The organism is Paraniabella ginsengisoli (assembly GCF_022513635.1).
GTDB lineage: Bacteria > Bacteroidota > Bacteroidia > Chitinophagales > Chitinophagaceae > Niabella > Niabella ginsengisoli.
Genome location: NZ_JAKWBL010000004.1, coordinates 899,488 through 918,942 on the forward strand (window position 1 = coordinate 899,488; position 19,455 = coordinate 918,942).

Consider the following 19,455-nt stretch of genomic DNA (forward strand, 5'->3'; position numbering starts at 1 on the left):
CAGTGCTACTATCAGCGTAATTGCGTCGCACTCTTCATCTTCCGGAATAAAGCCCAACAACAATATATCGATTGTCCTCTATTTCTGTAAGGAGATTGGGGCTAACAAAATAAAAAGAACCAACTCCCCTCTCCTTTTGGAGAGGGGCTGGGGTGAGGTCATAAAAAATGAACAAGTACGAATTAGACTATTTAGAGCAGCTCGAAGCTGAAAGCATTTTTATTATGCGCGAAGTAGCTGCACAGTTCGAAAGACCAGCTTTGCTTTTTAGCGGGGGTAAAGATTCTATCACTTTGGTGCAGCTTGCAAAAAGGCGTTCGCTCCCGGCAAAATCCCTTTCCCGTTAGTACATATTGATACGGGTCATAACTTCCCGAAGCGCTTAGATACCGCGATGCATTGGCAAAAGAATTAGGTGCGGAACTTATTGTGCGTAATGTGGAAGATACGATCAAAGCAAAAAATCTTACCGAGCCAAAAGGTAAATTTGCGAGCCGCAACTGGTTACAAACACATACACTTTTAGACACGATTGAAGAATTTAAGTTTGATGCCTGCATTGGCGGTGCCCGGCGCGATGAAGAAAAAGCACGCGCGAAAGAAAGAATCTTTTCAGTACGCGATGAGTTTGGACAATGGGATCCGAAACTACAACGCCCTGAATTATGGAATATTTACAATGGCCGCATTCATAAAGGTGAGAACGTTCGCGTATTTCCCATCAGCAACTGGACGGAATTAGACGTTTGGAGTTATATCAAAAGCGAAAAAGTACAATTGCCTTCTATATACTTTGCGCACGATCGCGAAGTGTTGGTGCATGAAGGACAATTGATCGCTGTTTCAGATTTTATTACAATAGATGAAACAGATACAATCGTAAACAAAAGAGTACGTTATCGCACGGTTGGTGATATGACCTGCACTGCCGCAGTGGAGTCAAACGCCGAAACTTTAGATGAAGTGGTAAACGAAATTATGGCAACGCGTATTTCAGAGCGCGGCGAAACCCGCATCGATGATCGCGTAACCGAAGCGGCTATGGAAGACAGGAAGAAGGGAGGCTACTTTTAGTGCGCAGTTAAAATACGTATATTTGTGTAAAATGCACGTGTTATGACGACAAAGCTTACTTTAACAATAGAAAAATCGATAATAGAGCGCGCTAAGGTTTATGCGAAAGGTACACAGCGTAGCCTTTCTGAAATGGTAGAAAAATATTTGGAACGTGTTACGGATCAGCGTTTGCCGGATGAGGATATTTCGCCCAGGCTTAAAAAAATAGCAGGCAGCTTACCTCTTCCTGAAGAATTTGACGATAAGCAGGCGCTGGATGACTATTATTCAAAGAAATACAAGCTGTAAAGTGAAGCATATTTTTATTGATACCAATATTATCATCGACTTCGTTTCACAAAGAAAACCTTTTGGACTTGCAGCTTTATTGCTCTTTAATTTGGCGGATAAAAAGAAAATAAAACTTTACGCTTCTTCGCATGCAATTGCTACGGCTCATTATATTTTAAAAAAGGTTTATAGGGAGAGTGAGCTGCGAAAGCTGCTTGATCAGGTGATGGATTATCTCGAAATCATTCCGGTTACGGTTGACATATTGAGGAAAGCGGCACGTTCTCAGCACAAAGATTTTGAAGATGCAGTTCAGATTTTATGTGCAGTTACAATAAAAAATGTATTTGCAATTGCAACAAGAAATGTAGCTGATTTCACGAAAGCCGGTATTCCAGTTTATACGCCTGATGAAGTGTTAGAATTAATTAAATAGAAATATTTATACTTTAAAAGGTTCTTTAAGCGAAACATTAAATCATTTGATGATGCTTTTGACGAAAATTTTATAACAGAAGAACAATTAAAATATTTCAGACATAAAACAACAGAAGTTGAAAAAATACTGAATGGTTATATCGCCTGGCTTGAAAGAAAGTCGAAAGAGCGATAACCTTGTAAACTTATCAACTTGTAAACTTTTCAACGGAAAATGGACATTCTAAGATTTATAACAGCAGGTAGTGTAGATGATGGAAAAAGCACATTGATTGGCCGTTTGTTGTATGACAGCAAAAGCATTCTGGTAGATCAATTAGAGGCTTTGGAAAAACAATCTAAAAATAAAAATGCCGATGGCATTGATCTGGCGCTGCTTACAGACGGTTTACGTGCTGAACGCGAACAGGGCATCACTATTGATGTGGCCTATCGTTATTTCAATACACCCAAAAGAAAATTTATAATTGCTGATGCGCCCGGCCATGTGCAGTACACCCGCAACATGATTACCGGAGCTTCCAACTCAAGCCTGATCATTATTTTGATTGATGCGCGTGCCGGAGTTATCGAACAAACTCGTCGTCACTCAATCATCGCATCTTTATTAAAAATGCCGCACGTTGTTGTTGCAATTAATAAAATGGATTTGGTAGATTTTTCAGAATCCCGTTATAATGAAATTAAGAAGGATTATCAAAAAGTAGCAACGCAACTAGGTTTAAGCAATATTACTTACATTCCTATTTCGGCTTTAAATGGAGATAACATCGTAACGCCTTCCGAAAAAATGCCCTGGTATAAAGATCAGCCTTTATTACAGTTTTTGGAAGAAGTAGAAGTGTCGGAAGATATTAATCATGCCGATCCTCGTTTTCAGGTGCAATATGTTATTCGCCCGCAAACGCAGGAACTGCACGATTATCGCGGCTATGCCGGTGAAATCGTAAGCGGAGTTTACAAAAAAGGCGATAAGATAACAGTATTACCCGCCGGTATAGAAACCACACTTTCAAAAATTGAAATTGCAGGCGAAGAAGTGGAAGAAGCATTTGCGCCGCAAGCGGTTGTATTGCATCTGGCTGATGACATTGATACCAGTCGCGGCGACACATTTGTGCATACCGATAATCAACCTAAAGTTGAAAGTGAAATTGAAGTGATTCTTTGCTGGTTAGATAATAAACCTTTAGTACAAGGAAATAAATATTTTCTTCAACATAAAGGGAAATTAGTAAGAGCAATTATCAGGGAAATAGAATACAAGTTAGATGTAAATACATTAGAGCATACAGAAGTTACCGACAATGTAAAACTAAACGAAGTTGTGAAAGCAAAAATTAAAACAGCCCAGCCACTTGTTTACGATCCGTTTGATAAAATCAGCGATTATGGCAATGCGATATTAGTTGATGAAACCAGTAACAGCACGGTAGCTGCTGTATTATTGAGTTAAAAAGATGATGCGTTTTACTCCCCTCTCCCTTGGGAGAGGGGCTGGGGGTGAGGTCAATAGCGGCGTGTCATCGTTCCGATTAAAAATGAACAGAGAAAAACATAAAAGAATTGTCTTGGACTTCTCCTCCTCCTCTGGAGGGGGCAGGGGGAGGCTGGTTCTGTGGTGTTGGCTGCTGCTGGTCCTGGCGATCCCGATCTGATTACAGTAAAGGCCGCTAATGCTTTAAAAGAAGCAGAAGTGGTATTAATAGACAGATTGGTAAGCGAAGTGATTTTGCATCGATATGTTTCAGCCAACGCAGAAATTGTTCGTGTGGGAAAAGAATGCCGCAATAATATTTCAACGCCCCAGGAAGTTATCAATCAGCTTTTGGTTAAATATGCATTACAAGGAAAAAAGTAGTGCGCTTAAAAGGTGGCGACGTTTCCATTTTCTCAAATGTGTTGGATGAATTGCAGGTATTGGTCGCCAACAAAATTCCTTACGAGATTATTCCGGGCGTTACCGCATCTCTCGGCGCGGCTGCTTATGCGGGCATTCCGCTCACGGCACGCGGCTATGCTACTTCGGTAAGGTTTCTCACTTATTATAAATCTGATATTGTAACAGACAAGCATTGGCAGGATTTGGCGCAAACCAATGATACGCTGGTTTTTTATATGTCGTCAGGAACATTAAAAAATGTAGTTGACAAACTCATTCAATTTGGTGTTCATAAAGATGTACACGTTGCTGTTGCAGAGCAGGCCACCACTTGTTATCAGCGTATTCATGAATGTAATATTTATGATTACAAAACAAAACTTGAAGGCAAAAAATTCGCATCTCCTTCGCTTGTAATTATTGGTAAGGTAGTTGCCTTGCACCAGCAATTCAAGTGGTTAAAAAACAGTGAACACGATCAACAATATTTTGTGTCGGTAGGAGAAGGAATTCAAGATATAAACGAACTTAATAAACCAATAAAGCATGTTATCTGAAGATAAACTGCAGAAGATTAAAGATTTTACGTCCACGCTGTCGCGTGAAGAACTGATTTGGCTGAATGGCTATATCGCCGGAAAGGCTGGTGGCTTGCAGACCACATCAGGCAGCGCAGCCCCGGCTGGTATTGCGAAAAAGATAACGCTGGCGTATGGTACCGAAACGGGGAATTCCAAAAAGCTGGCTACGCAATTAGCTGGCATTGCAAAGAAGAAAGGCATTGGTGTTAAACTTGCAGGATTGGATCAATATCGGTTTACCGACCTGACAAAAGAAGAATATTTTTTGTAGTGATCAGTACGCAAGGCGAAGGCGAACCGCCGCTTTTAGCGCAGAAATTTTACGACCAACTTCACGAAACGCAAATGGAGTTGAAGAAAATGAATTTCGGTGTGCTGGCGCTTGGGGATACTTCATATGCGCAATTTTGTAAAACAGGTGAAGATGTTGATGCAAGGTTGGAAGCCTTAGGCGCGCATCGCATGTTGCCTTTAAAAAATGTGATGTAGATTACGAAGAGGATTCTTTGCATTGGATAGATAATGTAGTAACCGCTTTGCAAACAAGCGTTGGCAGTGTGCCGGCTGTTGCAGCAACATCTGTTGTTGAAGAAAAAAGCCTACCGGAAAAAAGCATTATAAAGGAACAATTGTTACAAACGTTAATTTGAATGATCGCGGAAGTAATAAAGAAACCTATCATGTAGAAATCAGCACCGATGAGGATTTAGATTATTTGCCAGGCGATGCGCTGGTATTATTCCACCCAATTGTGATGCTGCGGTGCAGGAGATTATTACTCTTACAGGCATCGATCCAGAGCTTGAAATACAAACCTCAAAAGTAACTTCATCAGTACGGGAACTACTACAAAAGCATTTGAACATTTTATATCCGTTAAAGTCAACTATTAAACAATACGCTACTATTATTACAGGACATGAAATAGCTGAGCAAACAAGGTTAAGCCTTCCCGATCTGTTGAAACAATTTCCTGTAAAGGATGCTAAGATGTTTGAAGAAGTGATTAAGATATTAACTGCACAGGCACCCAGACTTTATTCCGTTTCTTCCGCACCAGGAAGCCATGGTGTGAATGAAATTCATATTACAGTAAGTAAAGATGAGTTTTATGTTGAAGATGAAAAACGCACGGGCGTAAGCAGTGAATATTTTTCTACAAAGCCCGTTGGTACTGAGTTTGAGTTTTTCATTCAAAAGCAAAAACATTTCCGCTTACCAACTGAAGATAAAGATGTGATCATGATTGGCCCCGGAACCGGCATTGCTCCGTTCCGCTCCTTTATTGCGGAAAGAGACGCGCAGGCGGCGAGTGGTCGCAACTGGTTATTCTTTGGTGAACAACATTTCGTAACCGACTTTTTGTATCAAACCGAATTGCAGGATTATTTACAAACTGGCGCATTAGCCAATTTGGATGTAGCTTTCTCGCGAGATCAGAAAGAAAAAGTATATGTGCAACATCGCATGAAAGAGAAAGGTGCAGAATTATATGAATGGTTGCAAAATGGTGCATATATGTACATCAGCGGAAAGCGTGAACCAACTAGTAAAGATGTAGAAAAAATGCTGGTTGATATTTTTAAAGAACACGGCAATAAAAGCGAAGAAGAGGCGGAGAAATATTTACATCAGTTAGTGGAAGAAGGAAGGTGGGAGAAGGATGTATATTGAGAGACGTTGGAACCATGATTTGTGGGATTAATAGATTAACAGGAACGCTGCGAAGCGGCGGAACAATAATAGCTGTGGATGAAATCCACGGAAAACAAATAGATTCATGAGCGAACAATCACCAGTAGAGAAAATTAAAATAGCCAGTAAGGGGCTGCGCGGCACGTTAAAAGAAAGCCTGCAGGATAATTACACAGGCGCTGTGCGTGAAGATGATACACAGTTAATGAAGTTTCACGGCATGTATCAACAAGATGACCGCGACAGGCGCGAAGAAAGAAGTATGAAAAAATTGGAATGGTTGTATTCCTTTATGTTAAGGCTGCGGCTTCCGGGTGGTTTTTTAACGCCGGAGCAATGGATAGCGATGCACCATGTAGCGGGCGAGCATTCTACCGGAACGATAAAAATTACAACAAGGCAAACGGTACAATTGCATGGTATTTTAAAGTCGCACATTAAGCCAACCATGCAGTCGTTTAATTTAGCGGGCTTGGATTCTATTGCCACTTGTGGCGATGTGAATCGTAATGTATGCTGCACTTCCAATCCTGGCGAATCGCCGGTGCATGATGAAGTGTTTCAGTTTGCTTCAAAGATCAGCGAGATGGCGAAGCCTAAAACCCGCGCCTGGTACGAGATTTGGATTGGTGAAGAAAAAATTGGTGAGAAGGTAGAAGAAGATCCATTGTATAAAGATCGCTACCTGCCGCGCAAATTAAAAGTTGGCATTGCTGTACCGCCTAATAATGACGTTGATATTTTTATTAACGATATTGCACTGATCGCCATCATCGAAAATAATAAATTGATTGGTTTCAATCTCGCTGCTGGCGGTGGTTTGGGCGCCACACATGGCAATCCCAATACTTACGCAAGGCTGGCTACCGTTTTGGGTTTTGTAGAGAATGATGAGGAAAAAATATTGAAAGCGGTTTACGAAACCATTACGGTGCAACGCGATTATGGCAACCGCAGCGACAGAAAATTATCTCGTTTAAAATACACCATTGATAAATTAGGCGTTGATAAATACCGGGAAGAAATTGAAAAGCGTTGTGGCTTTAAATTGGAGCCAGCAAAGCCATTTGAATTTACTGAAAGGCAGGACAGATACGGCTGGGTGGAAGATCATAAAGGCAATTGGCATTACACAGCGTTTATCGAAAACGGTCGTGTTTTGGATGGCGAAGGGATTGACCTGAAAAGTTGCCTGTATAAAATTGCGGAAGCTGGCAAGTGTAATTTCCGTTTTACCGCCAATCAAAATGTTATCTTAACTGATATTAAGGATAAAGATAAAGCGGCAATTGAAACGCTGTTGAATGAATATGGTCTTATTGAACATACCGACAAGGCGGGAGCATTAAGGAAAAACGCTATCGCTTGTGTGGCATTTAACACTTGTCCATTAGCGTTAGCAGAAGCGCAGCGTTATTTGCCTACGCTTATTTCGAAGATAGAACCCATACTGGAAAAGCATAGCATGATTAATGATGATATTATATTGCGCATGACTGGTTGCCCCAATGGTTGTGGCCGTTCTCCAAATGCTGAGATAGGTTTTGTAGGAACAGCTTATGGTAAATACAATCTGCATATTGGTGGTGACAGGCTGGGCCAGCGTTTAAACACAAAATATAAAGAAAGCCTTAACGAAGAACAAATATTGGATACTTTAGATGGGTTATTCGGAGTTTATCAAAAAGAGAAAAAGGAGAATGAAACCTTTGGTGATTTCTCTTATCGTAAATGGATTCTTTAATTGGCAAATAGTTGATGGTTCATAGTTCATAGCGAAGAACAAACCATTAACCATGATCTATGAACCATTAACTCAACAAACATGAACAATAAAAACTTTATTAAACTGTTGTTGCAAAACAATGCCAAAATAGGTAACCTTCCTGATAAGGATTTAGCACATCAGTTTATCGACGATATTTTTCAGTTTTTGTTTATACCAAAAACAGGCATAAACCAAAAAGAAGCAGATCTTGAAAAAGGTATGTATGCGCTAAAAAGCCATTTGGCAACATTAATATATGATGTTGTTAATGATGGTGCAAAGTCGCAAACGCAGGCAGAGTCTTTCTTTGAGGCTTTGCCGGATATTTATGCAACTTTGCAGGAAGATGCTGCTGCATTTGTGGCAAACGATCCGGCAGCATACAATGTGAGTCAGATATTGCAAGCCTATCCCGGTTTCTATGCTATTGCTGTTTACCGCATTTCAAACCAGTTGCGCAAACAAGACATACGTGGCCTGCCAAGAATTTTTGCCGAATACGCTCATAGTAAAACCGGAATTGACATCCATCCTTATGCTACCATTGGTAAAAACTTTTTATAGATCATGGCACTGGTGTTGTTATTGGAGAAACATCTGTTATTGGAAATAATGTAAGAATTTACCAGGGCGTAACGATTGGTGCGTTCAATTCTGCCAAGGGCAAAAAGAAAACCAAGCGTCATCCAACTATCGAAGACAATGTGATCATTTATTCAGGCGCTACTATTTTAGGCGGCGACACTGTAGTGGGCCACGATAGCGTGATTGGCGGTAATGCCTGGATCACATTTAGCGTTCCCGCAAATTCATTGGTGTATAACCAAAGTGAAGTAGCTGATAAAGAAAGTTTTTCGCATAAGGATTCGGTAAGTAAAATATTGCAGTCTTCTAAGAAATAAAAATAATTTTATGTTCCCGGCTGCAGTGCTTATGGCATCGGTGTTGCGTCGCACTCTTCAATTGTGGAATATATCTGAACAATTTAGTAGAGGTCGTCATTGTGAGCGAAATGTAGTGGAGTTGAACAATCTCCATGTTGTATAAGAGATTCCTCCACTCACGGCTTTCAGCCACTCGGTCGGAACGACTAATGAACACAGGCTCGCCGTTGCTGTATAACGTAGTGAAGCCAAGCAATCTTTTTCAATATAGAAGATTTCTGATTTGGTTTGCTTGAGCGGCTTTTAATTACACACAAATAGTTATCAAACATTCATAATTCTCAACATACTGATAATTCTTCCTCGCCGCATTCCGGATCTGATGGGGCTGGCAATAATCTGTTCCCGGTTTTTATCAAGCTGGAGGAGTTGAAATTATTGGTGATCGGCGGAGGTAATATTGGTTTGGAAAAGCTACAGGCCGTAATTAAAAATGCTCCGGCCACAGCTGTAAAGTTGGTTGCAATTGAGATTAGTAATGAGGTTAGAAATTTTGTTGCACCTTATCCAAATATAGTATTGGAAGAAAGAGGGTATGCTAAATCCGACATCAAAGATGCAGACCTTGTAATAGCAGCAGTTAATGATTTACAAGTGGCTACTCAAATTAAAGCCGATGCGGACGAATGTGAGAAGCTGGTGAATGTTGCCGATAAGCCCGAACTGTGCGATTTTTATTTAGGCTCGGTTGTTAAAAAAGGCAATTTAAAAATTGCTATTTCAACAAATGGCAAATCTCCAACCATTGCCAAACGGCTAAAAGAAACTTTGAACGAAGTTATACCTGATGAAATTGACGAAGTACTCGATAATATGCAGGCCTTACGCAATAAGCTTTCCGGTGATTTCGATCATAAGCTTAAAGTGTTAAATAACGTAACGAGGTCTTTAGTCGAAAATCCCGATGAAGCATTGCAGGAATATGAAACAGATGCAGCTGCGGCTGAAATAGTTGATTCTGCTGATGTGGTAGCGAAGGCACAGAAAAGTACCAATTGGTATTTAATAGGTTTAGGTATTATTTTATTAGTAGGGTTAAGTGTTTACGCTTTGTATGCTTTTGACCTGGTTGATCCGATCCTGCAAACTTTAAATAAAGATCATCATTTATTTTATTGGATGTTGCTTGCGGGTTTTGTTGCTGAAATAGTAGCAGGTTCAATGGGTATGGGTTATGGTGTTATTTGTACCACTATTTTATTGATGCTGAACGTGCCACCTCCTGTTGTTAGCGCCAGCATTCATTCCGCAGAATCCTTTACAACAGCAGCAGGCAGTATAAGTCATTTCAAGTTAGGCAATGTAAACAAGAAACTCATAAAGGCCTTGGCTTTGCCGGCTATTATCGGAGCCGTTATCGGAGCTTTGCTTCTTAGCTATGTTGGTGAAAAATATGCAGCCATAGTAAAGCCTTTTATTGCGGCCTACACATTATATCTTGGTGTTAGGATATTAATGAATGTTTTTAAAAGCAAAGACACTGCCCAGCTAAAAATAAACCGTAAGAAAACCAATATTCCTCTTTTAGGCTTAGCTGGTGGCTTTATTGATTCGTTCGGGGGTGGTGGTTGGGGTCCATTGGTTACCGGAACCTTTATTAAAAACGGAAGAACGCCCCGTTATGTTGTTGGAAGTTCCACAGTGGCGAAATTTATTCTTACTGTAACAAGCGCAGTTACTTTTATATTTACTATTGGTATTTCTCATTGGAATATTGTAGCTGGCCTTTTAATAGGCGGTATTATAACGGCGCCATTTTCGGCTATGCTTACATCCAGGCTTCCTGTTAAAAAAATGTTCTTTGTTGTAGGTGTGCTTGTAATTGTGATGAGCCTGATAACCATCAGTAAAGCGCTATTTATGTAAAATATTTTTTTAAAAATTACTCTACTTATTTTGTAGACTAATAAATCCCAATTATATTTGCTGCCTCATTCAATGTTTATGTACAAGGAAGTTATTTTTTCGTGTTGTTGTAGTTCATGTCGAAAGGCGTGGTATTATTTTAATTAGAGAATTAAATAGTGCTTTTTTTGATTTATTAGTCTATTGTTTTTATAGACTATCTATTTACCCTCGATCGAATTGTCCTTCGGCCTTTCTATATAATCATCTAAATCATTCCAAAAAAAATAATAACGCAAAGAACAATGAAGTCTCAAATAAGAAAACACATATACATGAAAACTATTTCAACCAAACTAAGGCTCACACTGATTTTTTTCTCTTTCCCTTTTATACTTAAAGCTCAACTGGCCGGTCGTGTCGTAAATGAGAATAATGATGCATTGCCTGGTGCGAGCGTATTAATTAAAGGCACATCACAAGGAGTAACTACGGATACCTCGGGTATTTTTACTTTATCACCTGTACCCAAAACACCTTTCACTATTTCAGTTTCTTCTGTTAATTATTCTCCACGAAATATTGTGGTAAGGTCTGTTGAAGACACGCTACTGATCAGGCTTCAGGTAATATATCAAACCGATACGGTTGTTATTACATCCAGAAGAAGAAGGGAACTTTCGCAAGATGTTCCTATTGCGGTATCCGTTGTAGGTGCCAATCAAATTGCACAGACAGGTGCGTTTAATGTAAACCGTGTTAAGGAACTGGTACCTTCACTACAATTATATACGTCAAACCCAAGAAATACGGGTATTAACATACGAGGCTTAGGTTCTCCATTTGGATTAACTAATGATGGTTTAGATCCGGGTGTTGGTTATTATGTAGATGGAGTATATTATGCAAGGCCTGCTGTTGCAACACTTGATTTTATTGATATCGAACGGTTCGAAGTTTTAAGGGGTCCTCAGGGAACGTTATTTGGAAAGAATACTACTTCAGGAGCTATCAATATTACTACGAAGAAACCAAGTTTTGTTCCTGGTGGAAACCTTGAAGTGAGTTATGGAAACTTTGGCTATATACAAGCCAAAGCATCGGTAACCGGTCCTCTTACAAAAAGATTAGCAGCTCGTGTGTCGTTCTCCGGAACGCAGCGTGATGGCGTTGTTAAAAATGTGCGTACAGATAAATACACCAATGATATTAACAATCTTGGTTTAAGAGCGCAGTTCCTCTACAATGTTTCAGATAACACGCAAGTAACGTTGGCTGGTGATTATAATAAACAAAATCCCGATGGTTACGCACAGGTAGTGGCAGGAGTGGTTCAAACACAAAGACCAGCTTATCGCCAATTTCCTGCAATTATTGCCGATTTAAATTATACATTGCCAAGCACCAATGCGTTCGATCGTGTAATAGATCACGATACGCCATGGAATTCGGGTAATGAGATCGGTGGAGGTTCTTTGAATATAGATTCTAAAATTGGCCCCGGAACTTTAACCGCTACAACCGCTTACCGTTACTGGATTTGGGAACCTTCAAACGATAGAGACTTTACAGGTTTGCAAGCATTGGCTAAATCGCAAAACCCTTCAAAGCACAAAAGCATTTCGCAGGAAATAAGATATGCAGGTGAAATTAGTGAACGCTTAAGCGGTGTAATTGGAGTGTATTATATTGGTCAGGAAGTAAAGACAACAGGTACAGAAGAATCTGGCCGTGACCAATGGCGGTTTTCTCAAAGCTCAACCAGCGAGTTATGGAAAACCCCGGGATTGTTTGAAGGATATGGCATCAAAACAAACTCGTCTATTAATTCATTAAGTGCTGCGGTGTTTGCAAACGTTGATTGGGAAGTAGTAAAAAATTTGCATTTATTACCTGGTGTAAGATTGAACTATGATGAAAAGACAGTTTCTTACAATCGTGCTATTTATGGTGGCCTTGAAACTACTGATCCTGCACTACTGGCTTTGAAACGCGGTGTTTACAGCGACCAGTTTTATGAAGCAGACGCTTATGAAAGAAATGCTACTTACCAGGTAACATTAGCATATCGCCCCTCAAGGAGGATTAACACTTTTGGAACTTATTCTACAAGCTATAAGCCTGTTGGTGTTAATGTAGCAGGATTACCAACAGTGAATAATGAACCTGCAATTGATCTTGCTGTGATCAGGCCTGAATATACCAAGCATTATGAAGTTGGTATCAAAACAACACCAACTGACGATATTACTTTCAATATAACAGCACATAATTCCGACATTGAAGATTATCAGACCAATGTACAGTCTGCAGAACTTGGTGTTAACAGAGGATATATTGCTAATGCCGACAAGGTAAGAGTAAGAGGTGTTGAAGTTGATGCCACATATCGGTTAAACCATCATTTCAACTTTTATGGTGCACTAAGCTATACAGAAGGTAAATATGTGAAATTTACTAACGCTCCATTACCGTTGGAAGAAACCGGTGCCACAAATTCGGAGGGCGTGCAGGTTGCATTTAAAGATATTTCAGGCGGTGCATTACCAGGCATTTCAAAATGGGGAGGTTCTGCCGGTGGGGAATACTCAACGCCATCATCTTTGTTTGGCAGGGCAAACAGGTTTTTTATCGGCCTTGATGCTTTTGCAAGGTCTTCCTTTTCTTCAAGTCCATCACCTTCAGCTTACTTAAACGTAGCCGGGTACGGCCTGTTTAACGCCAGGCTTGGGTTCAGAGCTATTAAAGGTTTCTCTGCATTTATTTGGTCACGTAATATTTTTGATAAAGATTATTATGAACAATTGCTTCCGGCTGGTGGCAATGCCGGTCATTACGCAGGTGTGCTGGGCGATCCACGAACTTATGGACTTACTTTAAGCTATACATTTAACGGACGCAACTAATCCCTTTTAATATAGAATTTTTATTTTGGCAATCGATAATGGCCCGCGCGTTTTTACAGGGGGCTTTTTTAATGAATTAAAGTGACCGAACCCTTTATGACCGTTGGAAAAGAGAAAAGTTTAAATAAATAAGGAATAAAAACTTTAATTAAAATTCTTGCAGGAAAACAGTTTTTAAAGCGTCAAAGCATGTATGAAATGGAGCATCAAAAAATAATCATTTTCATATTTGAAATTAATGAACATTTTTTATGTGGAAGTCCTCGTCCGAACGGCATTCATCCGGGCGGGCATCCGACCAAAAGAATCGTCCGCCGCGGCGGACAAACAAAAAATATACGGATGAAAAAATGGATGACGATTTTTTGCTTTATAGTATATCATAGTGCGTTCACACAGGGCGTTGCTAAAGAGCTATATTTTGAACCTGGTTTTGCTGCTGGTGCCGGTGTATCAAAAGTTTTTGCGGAGGTTAATTATATTCCATTGCAGACCACCAAGAAGAGCATTTTTGGTAGGATTAGAAAACTGATCGTATCGGATCAATACTTTATCATCTGGGATGCTGACACAAATTTTATCTATTTTTTTGACAAGACCGGGAAGTTTATTAAGAAATACAGACCTCCTAACTGTACGATCAAAACAATACAACTCGATAAACGCAGAAATGCCATTTTCATTTCGGGGAGCAATAAGAATTTTGATTTTTCACCAGCAGAAATCGAAAAGATGATGGAAGACCCTACCAATGCGTCTTTCGCGCGGTTTACTTGGTCTGCCTATTATGATTTAGCAGATATTCAAAATGAAAAGGTACAGCGAGTGAAAGATTTTAGTCTTTCATTGGTTTCACCTACCATTTATGTCAATAATTGGTGGGCCTATAGTTATATTTATTCGAACAGAAAATTTGCTGACACTAAAGATTATGAGTTGAAGGTATATGACGGCAAAAAAATATAAAAACATATTTTCCTTACAATAAAAAGACTGATTCATTTCATTATAAGCCAGACCAAATTTCCTTTTTTCCAACTGACGAAAAAGACAAATTGTTATTTACCCGCCCTTACGATTATACCTTTTATCAACTAACACCCGATAGTGTTACTGCGCTTTATAAATTGATCATGCCTTTGTCCATTTCATTGCCCAAAGCGTTTTTCTCATTTTCTTTCCGTTCTCAAAATGATATCGATCAGTATCGTTCCCAAAATGGAAGTTTAGTTTGGGAGTTAGACGATGTTTGGAAGACGAAACAGTACTTATTCTTTACACTTGATTATTATAAGAGTTGGCGTGAAAAGAACTTTATGTATGATGAAAGTACCGGAAGATTTTACAATACCAGTAAAATAAGCGCTGACAGTACCAACGGTTTTCTACCCGTGCTTCCAGGCGGTATTCAGTATAACGATGAAGAATACCTGTATACAAGCACATCTTCTTCATCAATGTTTCAAAGCAAAGATTATAATCAAAAAAAGAACCTCAATACGCACCCGCTATAAAACAATATTTCGAAACAGGTACCCGTACAGACAATCCGGTTATCATTCAGCTAAAACTTAAAAATAAAATCGGATAATCAATGTCATTAACCTTACGCGCTGCTCCGTTTATGGAAGTTGATAGTAGTACTACAGATGACGCTGTGCGACGCAATATCGATGCCACATATTCATCTGCCGGGTCAATAAATATTTCTTTAGTTAGGATAATGCGTATCTTACTAATTGTTTTTATAGCTCTCATACCTTCTCTATTATTTGCTCAACAGGATACATCTCGCGCGGGTTCCATTACCGGTATTGTAAAAGATTCTGCTGATGATTATACGCTGCAATCTGTCACTATTACGTTGTATAAAAAGGCTGATTCATCTCTGCTTGCTTACCAGATAACAGGAGAAGACGGATCTTTTAACTTAACGGATATCCCATTTTTTACCCCCGTTTATATTAATTTTTCTTTTACTGGCTATAGTCCTTTTTCTAAAAACATAACACTTGATACTGCTAACCGTTTTTATAATTTTAAGAATGTAATGCTACCCAAAAGCCAAGGCTTATTGGATGAAGTTGTGGTAAAAGCCGTGGTTCCAATAACGATGAATGGCGACACTTTAGAAATTAATCCGGGGGCATTTAAATTAGATTCGAATGCGGTTGTAGAAGATATGTTGCGGCGCGTGCCAGGGGTGACTATGTGGGGTGATGGAACTATTACCGTGAATGGTAAAACTGTTAACAATGTATTTGTAGATGGCAAACCTTTTTTGGTAGTGATCCTGCACTGGCAACGCAAAACCTACCTAAAAACGCTATTGATAAGATCCAGGTGTATCGTGAAGAAGATTATTCAAAAGAGAATTTGGATGATAATCCTGCTGATTCACTGCTTACGATGAACATTAAATTGAAAGAGGATAAGAAGTTTGGATACTTTGGTAAAGTAGGGGCTGGTATTGGAACAGACGATCGTTATGAAGTTGATGGCGCCGGCTTAACTTACAATAAAAAGATGAGAACCGGTGTCGCCTTTAGTACAAATAATATAAATAAATCTGCCAGTTTACAGGAAATGCTTCGGCAAAGTTCTTATCGAAACTATAATCCTAATAACCGGTATGTAGCTGATTTAGGAACTGAAGGCATCAATCGTATTTTATTTGGAGGTGGTTTTATGCAGTATGATTTTTCAGAAACCGATAACAGCAGGTTGAATAACCAGATAAGAGCGAATTATGAGTTTAGAAATACAAATAATTTTCTGACTTCGGCAACAGATTCCAGGAGGAGCGGTGATGGCGAGGTATATTTAGAGAATGCGGATCGCGAGAGCAGGGCCACCACTAATGCGCACAGCGCCGGGATAAATTATAATAAGAGAGATCAGGACAAGGATTTTTCCATTAACGCTAATTTTAATGCGTCTGATAATAATAGAATTTCAAACAACGTTACCAATACTGCGGATGAAGGCGGCAATTTGTTAAGCACAAGTTCTAAATCCACGGAATCTAAAGGGAATAGCAACGGTTTAGTTTTTTCTACTTCTTTTAGAAATAAAGATGACGATGACCGGAACCTGAAGAGTTTTAGTCTTAGCTATAATCTTTCCTATGGCGAAAATGAAAGCGAGAGCAGAAGTATAACTGATTTTATTTCCCTCCGGGATGCCAGCCAGAACAAATATTTCAACAGGCAAAACAATACAAATTCAAACAATTTTAATAACAGCCTTAATGTTAATTATAATGCACTAAAGCGCTTGTTGTTTGGGAACTTTAACCTTTGGGATGTTAATCTTGTTGCAACTAATAACGTGAGCTTTTCCAATTCTGACGCAGATAATCGGGTAAGCGATTATGATTCTTTGACTGGTGCGTATATGATAAATGATTCTTTAACAAATACGCATCGTGTTACAAGAATAGTTGACAGGCCTTCACTTCGCCTTTCTAAAAATTTCTCCCGGCGCTTATCAGACAGGTTTAACCGGTATATCAATATTAACGCCAATGTACAAGGACAGTTTTTAAATGAAAAGAATGAGTCAAACTTTTCTTACCGTAACCTTGATCGGTCATATACTTTCTTTACTCCATCTGCTTCTGTCAGCTATAACTACCAGCGATACAATAAGTACACTATAGAGATGAGCTTGTCAGGAAATTCTTCTCCCTCAATACCAACAATTGATCAAATAAGACCTATTGTAGATACCAGCGCAAACGTTTATAATATTAGTTTAGGTAACCCAAACCTTCAGCCTTATGTTACAAACGCGCTGAGTTTCAACTTTAATTACAGACGTGAAGAATCGTCAAAGAAAACAGATTATAATGTAAACCTTTCGGGTAGCGTCAGTGACATTAACGATGCGATTGTAGATAGTAGTATTTTTGATAAAGAAAATGCCCGAAGGACTATTTACCTTATTAATATGGATGGCAGGCGCGTTTACAGCGCTAATTTCAGGCTGGGAACTTCTTTTAAAATGAAGAATAATAAAGTGTTGCAGTTCAACTATGGACTCAGTTATTCTAACACAACCTCCCCCAACTTCATCGATGGTTTATACTCAGTAGCGCGCGCCAACAACATTAATAATAACCTGAATGTGTTTTACACGCTCGGTGATATTGGTACAGTGCAGGTTTCACAAGGCATTCAGTCTGGTGTTACTAAACAGACCAGTGAAAATCTTGGATCGTTTCGCGCGGTGAACTACATAACTCAGGGAAATTTAAATATCAATCCTCTTAAAAATCTTACCATCAGCAATACCGTAAATTACGTTACCAACAACACAACCGGACAAGCATCAACCTTATGGAATGCATTTGCAAGCTATAGATTTCTGGATAGCAAGCAGGCCGAGGTTAAACTGTCGGCAATGGATATTTTAAAGCAGAATAAAAATATTGTAACCAACGCTTCTCTTAACAATTTAAGCACAACGGTATCTAATGGATTGCAGCAATTCTTTATGGTTACGTTATCTTACTATCCCAGAAAGTTTGGTGGTAGCAGTAGAATACGTAGCAGCGAATCCCGTAGTGAGTCGCGCAGCGAGCGCCGCAGTGATAACGGAGGAGAGCGAAGATCTGAAAGGCGCTCACAAAGCAGTGGTTCTCGTGGCGGCGGTATGAGAGGACGGTAAAAATGGCATTGCGAATTTTTTTGTTGATCAACAATAAATATAAATCATCGGTATTGCCACGCTCGCTTGTACTGTTGTGCAAATGGCATCCTGCATTAACGACGCAATACCATCTCTCCGACTACCGGTCTTTCCAACTTTCCATCTATTCTACAATTTTCCGTACATTTGCATGCGCAGGCGGATTTGTTTATTGTTCACCCTGCATAAAAAATTTGAACTAATAAAACGTTACGAACCTCCCCCAAGTTCCCACGTTTATACACTGAGTTCATTATTATTGAACCTGAAATTTATTACAATGAGCGCAATAAGAGACTTATTGAACAAGCGCATACTTGTACTCGATGGGGCAATGGGCACCATGATACAGCGCTACAAACTTACCGAGGCAGATTATCGGGGCGATCGGTTTAAAGACTGGCACAGTGATGTTAAAGGCAATAATGATTTGTTGAGTATCACGCAGCCCGATATTATTAAAGCCATTCATAAAGAATACTTGCAGGCCGGTTCCGATATCATCGAAACCAACACGTTCAGCAGCACCTCCATTGCTCAGGCAGATTATGATATGCAATCTCTCGCACATGAGTTAAATGTTGCATCGGTAAAATGCGCACGGGAAGCAATCGACGAATTTCTCGCATCGCCAGCCGGAGAAGGCCGTGAAATGGCTTTTGTTGCAGGCGCCATTGGTCCGCTTAATAAAACATTAAGCCTTTCGCCGGATGTAAACAATCCCGGTTATCGCGCCGTAACATTCGATGAAGTAGTTGCTGCTTATACCGAACAAATACATGCTTTAATAGAAGCCGGCACAGATATTCTTTTAATCGAAACCATCTTCGATACACTCAATGCAAAGGCAGCCATATTCGCTGCAAAAAAATATTTTCGCGATCATCCGGGAACAGAAAAAGATATAATGATCAGCGGTACCATTACCGATGCTTCGGGTCGTACGTTAAGCGGACAAACCTTAGAAGCTTTCTACATTTCTGTAGCACATGCTAATCCGCTAAGCATTGGCTTAAACTGCGCATTAGGTGCAAAAGATATGCGTGCGCATGTTGAAGAACTTTCTCAAATATCTTCCTGCTATGTATCGGCTTATCCTAATGCAGGTTTGCCTAATGCAATGGGCGAGTATGATGAAGAACCAACAGAAACCGCAGCTTTTCTTGACGACTGGGCGAAGCAAGGATTTGTAAATATTGTGGGAGGCTGTTGCGGCACAACACCCGACCATATTCGAGAAATATCTAGAGCAGTAAAAAGTATAAAACCGCGTGTCTTACCTATTGTAGAAGAAGTTTTAAATTAGAATACCAGTGCTCATGGCATCTTCCTTGTAGCGCGTGTCCGCCGCAGGCTG

At 39.7% G+C, this 19,455-nt stretch carries 19 protein-coding genes and 1 pseudogene; all 20 read left to right on the forward strand.

Translation table 11 applies throughout. The features are described 5' to 3' along the window. Positions 1–167: 167 nt before the first annotated feature. Positions 168–347: a hypothetical protein gene (locus MKP09_RS22090; RefSeq protein WP_240832557.1), complete on the forward strand. Its 180-nt coding sequence runs from the start codon at positions 168–170 to the stop codon at positions 345–347. Between the two features lie 52 nt (positions 348–399). Continuing rightward, a complete protein-coding gene (gene cysD, locus MKP09_RS22095; RefSeq protein WP_240832559.1) occupies positions 400–1,074 on the forward strand; it encodes a sulfate adenylyltransferase subunit CysD in 675 nt (224 codons plus the stop codon). A gap of 42 nt (positions 1,075–1,116) precedes the next feature. After that, entirely contained in the window at positions 1,117–1,365 is a 249-nt protein-coding gene (locus MKP09_RS22100) for a DUF6364 family protein (protein ID WP_240832561.1), read from the forward strand. Position 1,366: 1 nt separating this feature from the next. Then, on the forward strand, positions 1,367–1,783 hold the full coding sequence (locus tag MKP09_RS22105; protein ID WP_240832563.1) for a type II toxin-antitoxin system VapC family toxin: 417 nt from the start codon (positions 1,367–1,369) through the stop codon (positions 1,781–1,783). 216 nt (positions 1,784–1,999) lie between these two features. Further along, positions 2,000–3,241 (forward strand): sulfate adenylyltransferase subunit 1, encoded by a 1,242-nt coding sequence (locus MKP09_RS22110; RefSeq protein ID WP_240832565.1) that lies wholly within the window; start codon positions 2,000–2,002, stop codon positions 3,239–3,241. A 165-nt stretch (positions 3,242–3,406) separates the two neighbouring features. Beyond that, positions 3,407–4,224: pseudogene (gene cobA, locus MKP09_RS22115) on the forward strand (uroporphyrinogen-III C-methyltransferase). Further along, positions 4,214–4,519: a hypothetical protein gene (locus MKP09_RS28445; protein WP_394801115.1), complete on the forward strand. Its 306-nt coding sequence runs from the start codon at positions 4,214–4,216 to the stop codon at positions 4,517–4,519. The pseudogene cobA and the gene MKP09_RS28445 overlap by 11 nt, the downstream one beginning before the upstream one ends. Then, positions 4,519–4,737, forward strand: a complete 219-nt coding sequence (locus tag MKP09_RS28450; protein ID WP_394801116.1) for a flavodoxin domain-containing protein — start codon at positions 4,519–4,521, stop codon at positions 4,735–4,737. The genes MKP09_RS28445 and MKP09_RS28450 overlap by 1 nt, the downstream gene beginning before the upstream one ends. A gap of 17 nt (positions 4,738–4,754) precedes the next feature. After that, the gene (locus tag MKP09_RS22125; RefSeq protein WP_240832567.1) at positions 4,755–4,898 is read left to right on the forward strand and encodes a hypothetical protein; all 144 of its coding nucleotides are present in this window, start codon (positions 4,755–4,757) and stop codon (positions 4,896–4,898) included. Between the two features lie 112 nt (positions 4,899–5,010). Next, positions 5,011–5,922 (forward strand): flavodoxin domain-containing protein, encoded by a 912-nt coding sequence (locus tag MKP09_RS27630; RefSeq protein ID WP_240832569.1) that lies wholly within the window; start codon positions 5,011–5,013, stop codon positions 5,920–5,922. 106 nt (positions 5,923–6,028) lie between these two features. Continuing rightward, on the forward strand, positions 6,029–7,687 hold the full coding sequence (cysI, locus tag MKP09_RS22135; RefSeq protein WP_240832571.1) for an assimilatory sulfite reductase (NADPH) hemoprotein subunit: 1,659 nt from the start codon (positions 6,029–6,031) through the stop codon (positions 7,685–7,687). An 81-nt stretch (positions 7,688–7,768) separates the two neighbouring features. Next, positions 7,769–8,275, forward strand: a complete 507-nt coding sequence (locus tag MKP09_RS22140; protein ID WP_240832573.1) for a serine O-acetyltransferase — start codon at positions 7,769–7,771, stop codon at positions 8,273–8,275. A gap of 140 nt (positions 8,276–8,415) precedes the next feature. Further along, positions 8,416–8,613, forward strand: a complete 198-nt coding sequence (locus tag MKP09_RS22150; protein ID WP_240832575.1) for a hypothetical protein — start codon at positions 8,416–8,418, stop codon at positions 8,611–8,613. A 381-nt stretch (positions 8,614–8,994) separates the two neighbouring features. Then, positions 8,995–10,521 (forward strand): TSUP family transporter, encoded by a 1,527-nt coding sequence (locus MKP09_RS22155; RefSeq protein WP_262915673.1) that lies wholly within the window; start codon positions 8,995–8,997, stop codon positions 10,519–10,521. Positions 10,522–10,835: 314 nt separating this feature from the next. Further along, positions 10,836–13,406 (forward strand): TonB-dependent receptor, encoded by a 2,571-nt coding sequence (locus MKP09_RS22160; protein ID WP_240832577.1) that lies wholly within the window; start codon positions 10,836–10,838, stop codon positions 13,404–13,406. Positions 13,407–13,604: 198 nt separating this feature from the next. Next, positions 13,605–14,372, forward strand: a complete 768-nt coding sequence (locus MKP09_RS22165) for a 6-bladed beta-propeller (protein WP_240832579.1) — start codon at positions 13,605–13,607, stop codon at positions 14,370–14,372. A gap of 89 nt (positions 14,373–14,461) precedes the next feature. After that, the gene (locus tag MKP09_RS22170; protein WP_240832581.1) at positions 14,462–14,920 is read left to right on the forward strand and encodes a hypothetical protein; all 459 of its coding nucleotides are present in this window, start codon (positions 14,462–14,464) and stop codon (positions 14,918–14,920) included. Between the two features lie 80 nt (positions 14,921–15,000). Next, complete coding sequence (locus MKP09_RS22175) at positions 15,001–15,819, forward strand: peptidase associated/transthyretin-like domain-containing protein (RefSeq protein WP_240832583.1); 819 nt, start codon at positions 15,001–15,003, stop codon at positions 15,817–15,819. Further along, entirely contained in the window at positions 15,750–18,077 is a 2,328-nt protein-coding gene (locus MKP09_RS22180) for an outer membrane beta-barrel protein (protein WP_240832585.1), read from the forward strand. Before MKP09_RS22175 ends, MKP09_RS22180 begins: the two co-directional genes overlap by 70 nt. Positions 18,078–18,378: 301 nt before the next feature. Further along, positions 18,379–19,404 carry a homocysteine S-methyltransferase family protein gene (locus MKP09_RS22185; protein ID WP_240832587.1) on the forward strand — a complete coding sequence of 342 codons (1,026 nt, stop codon included), beginning with the start codon at positions 18,379–18,381 and terminating at the stop codon, positions 19,402–19,404. Positions 19,405–19,455 lie beyond the last annotated feature (51 nt).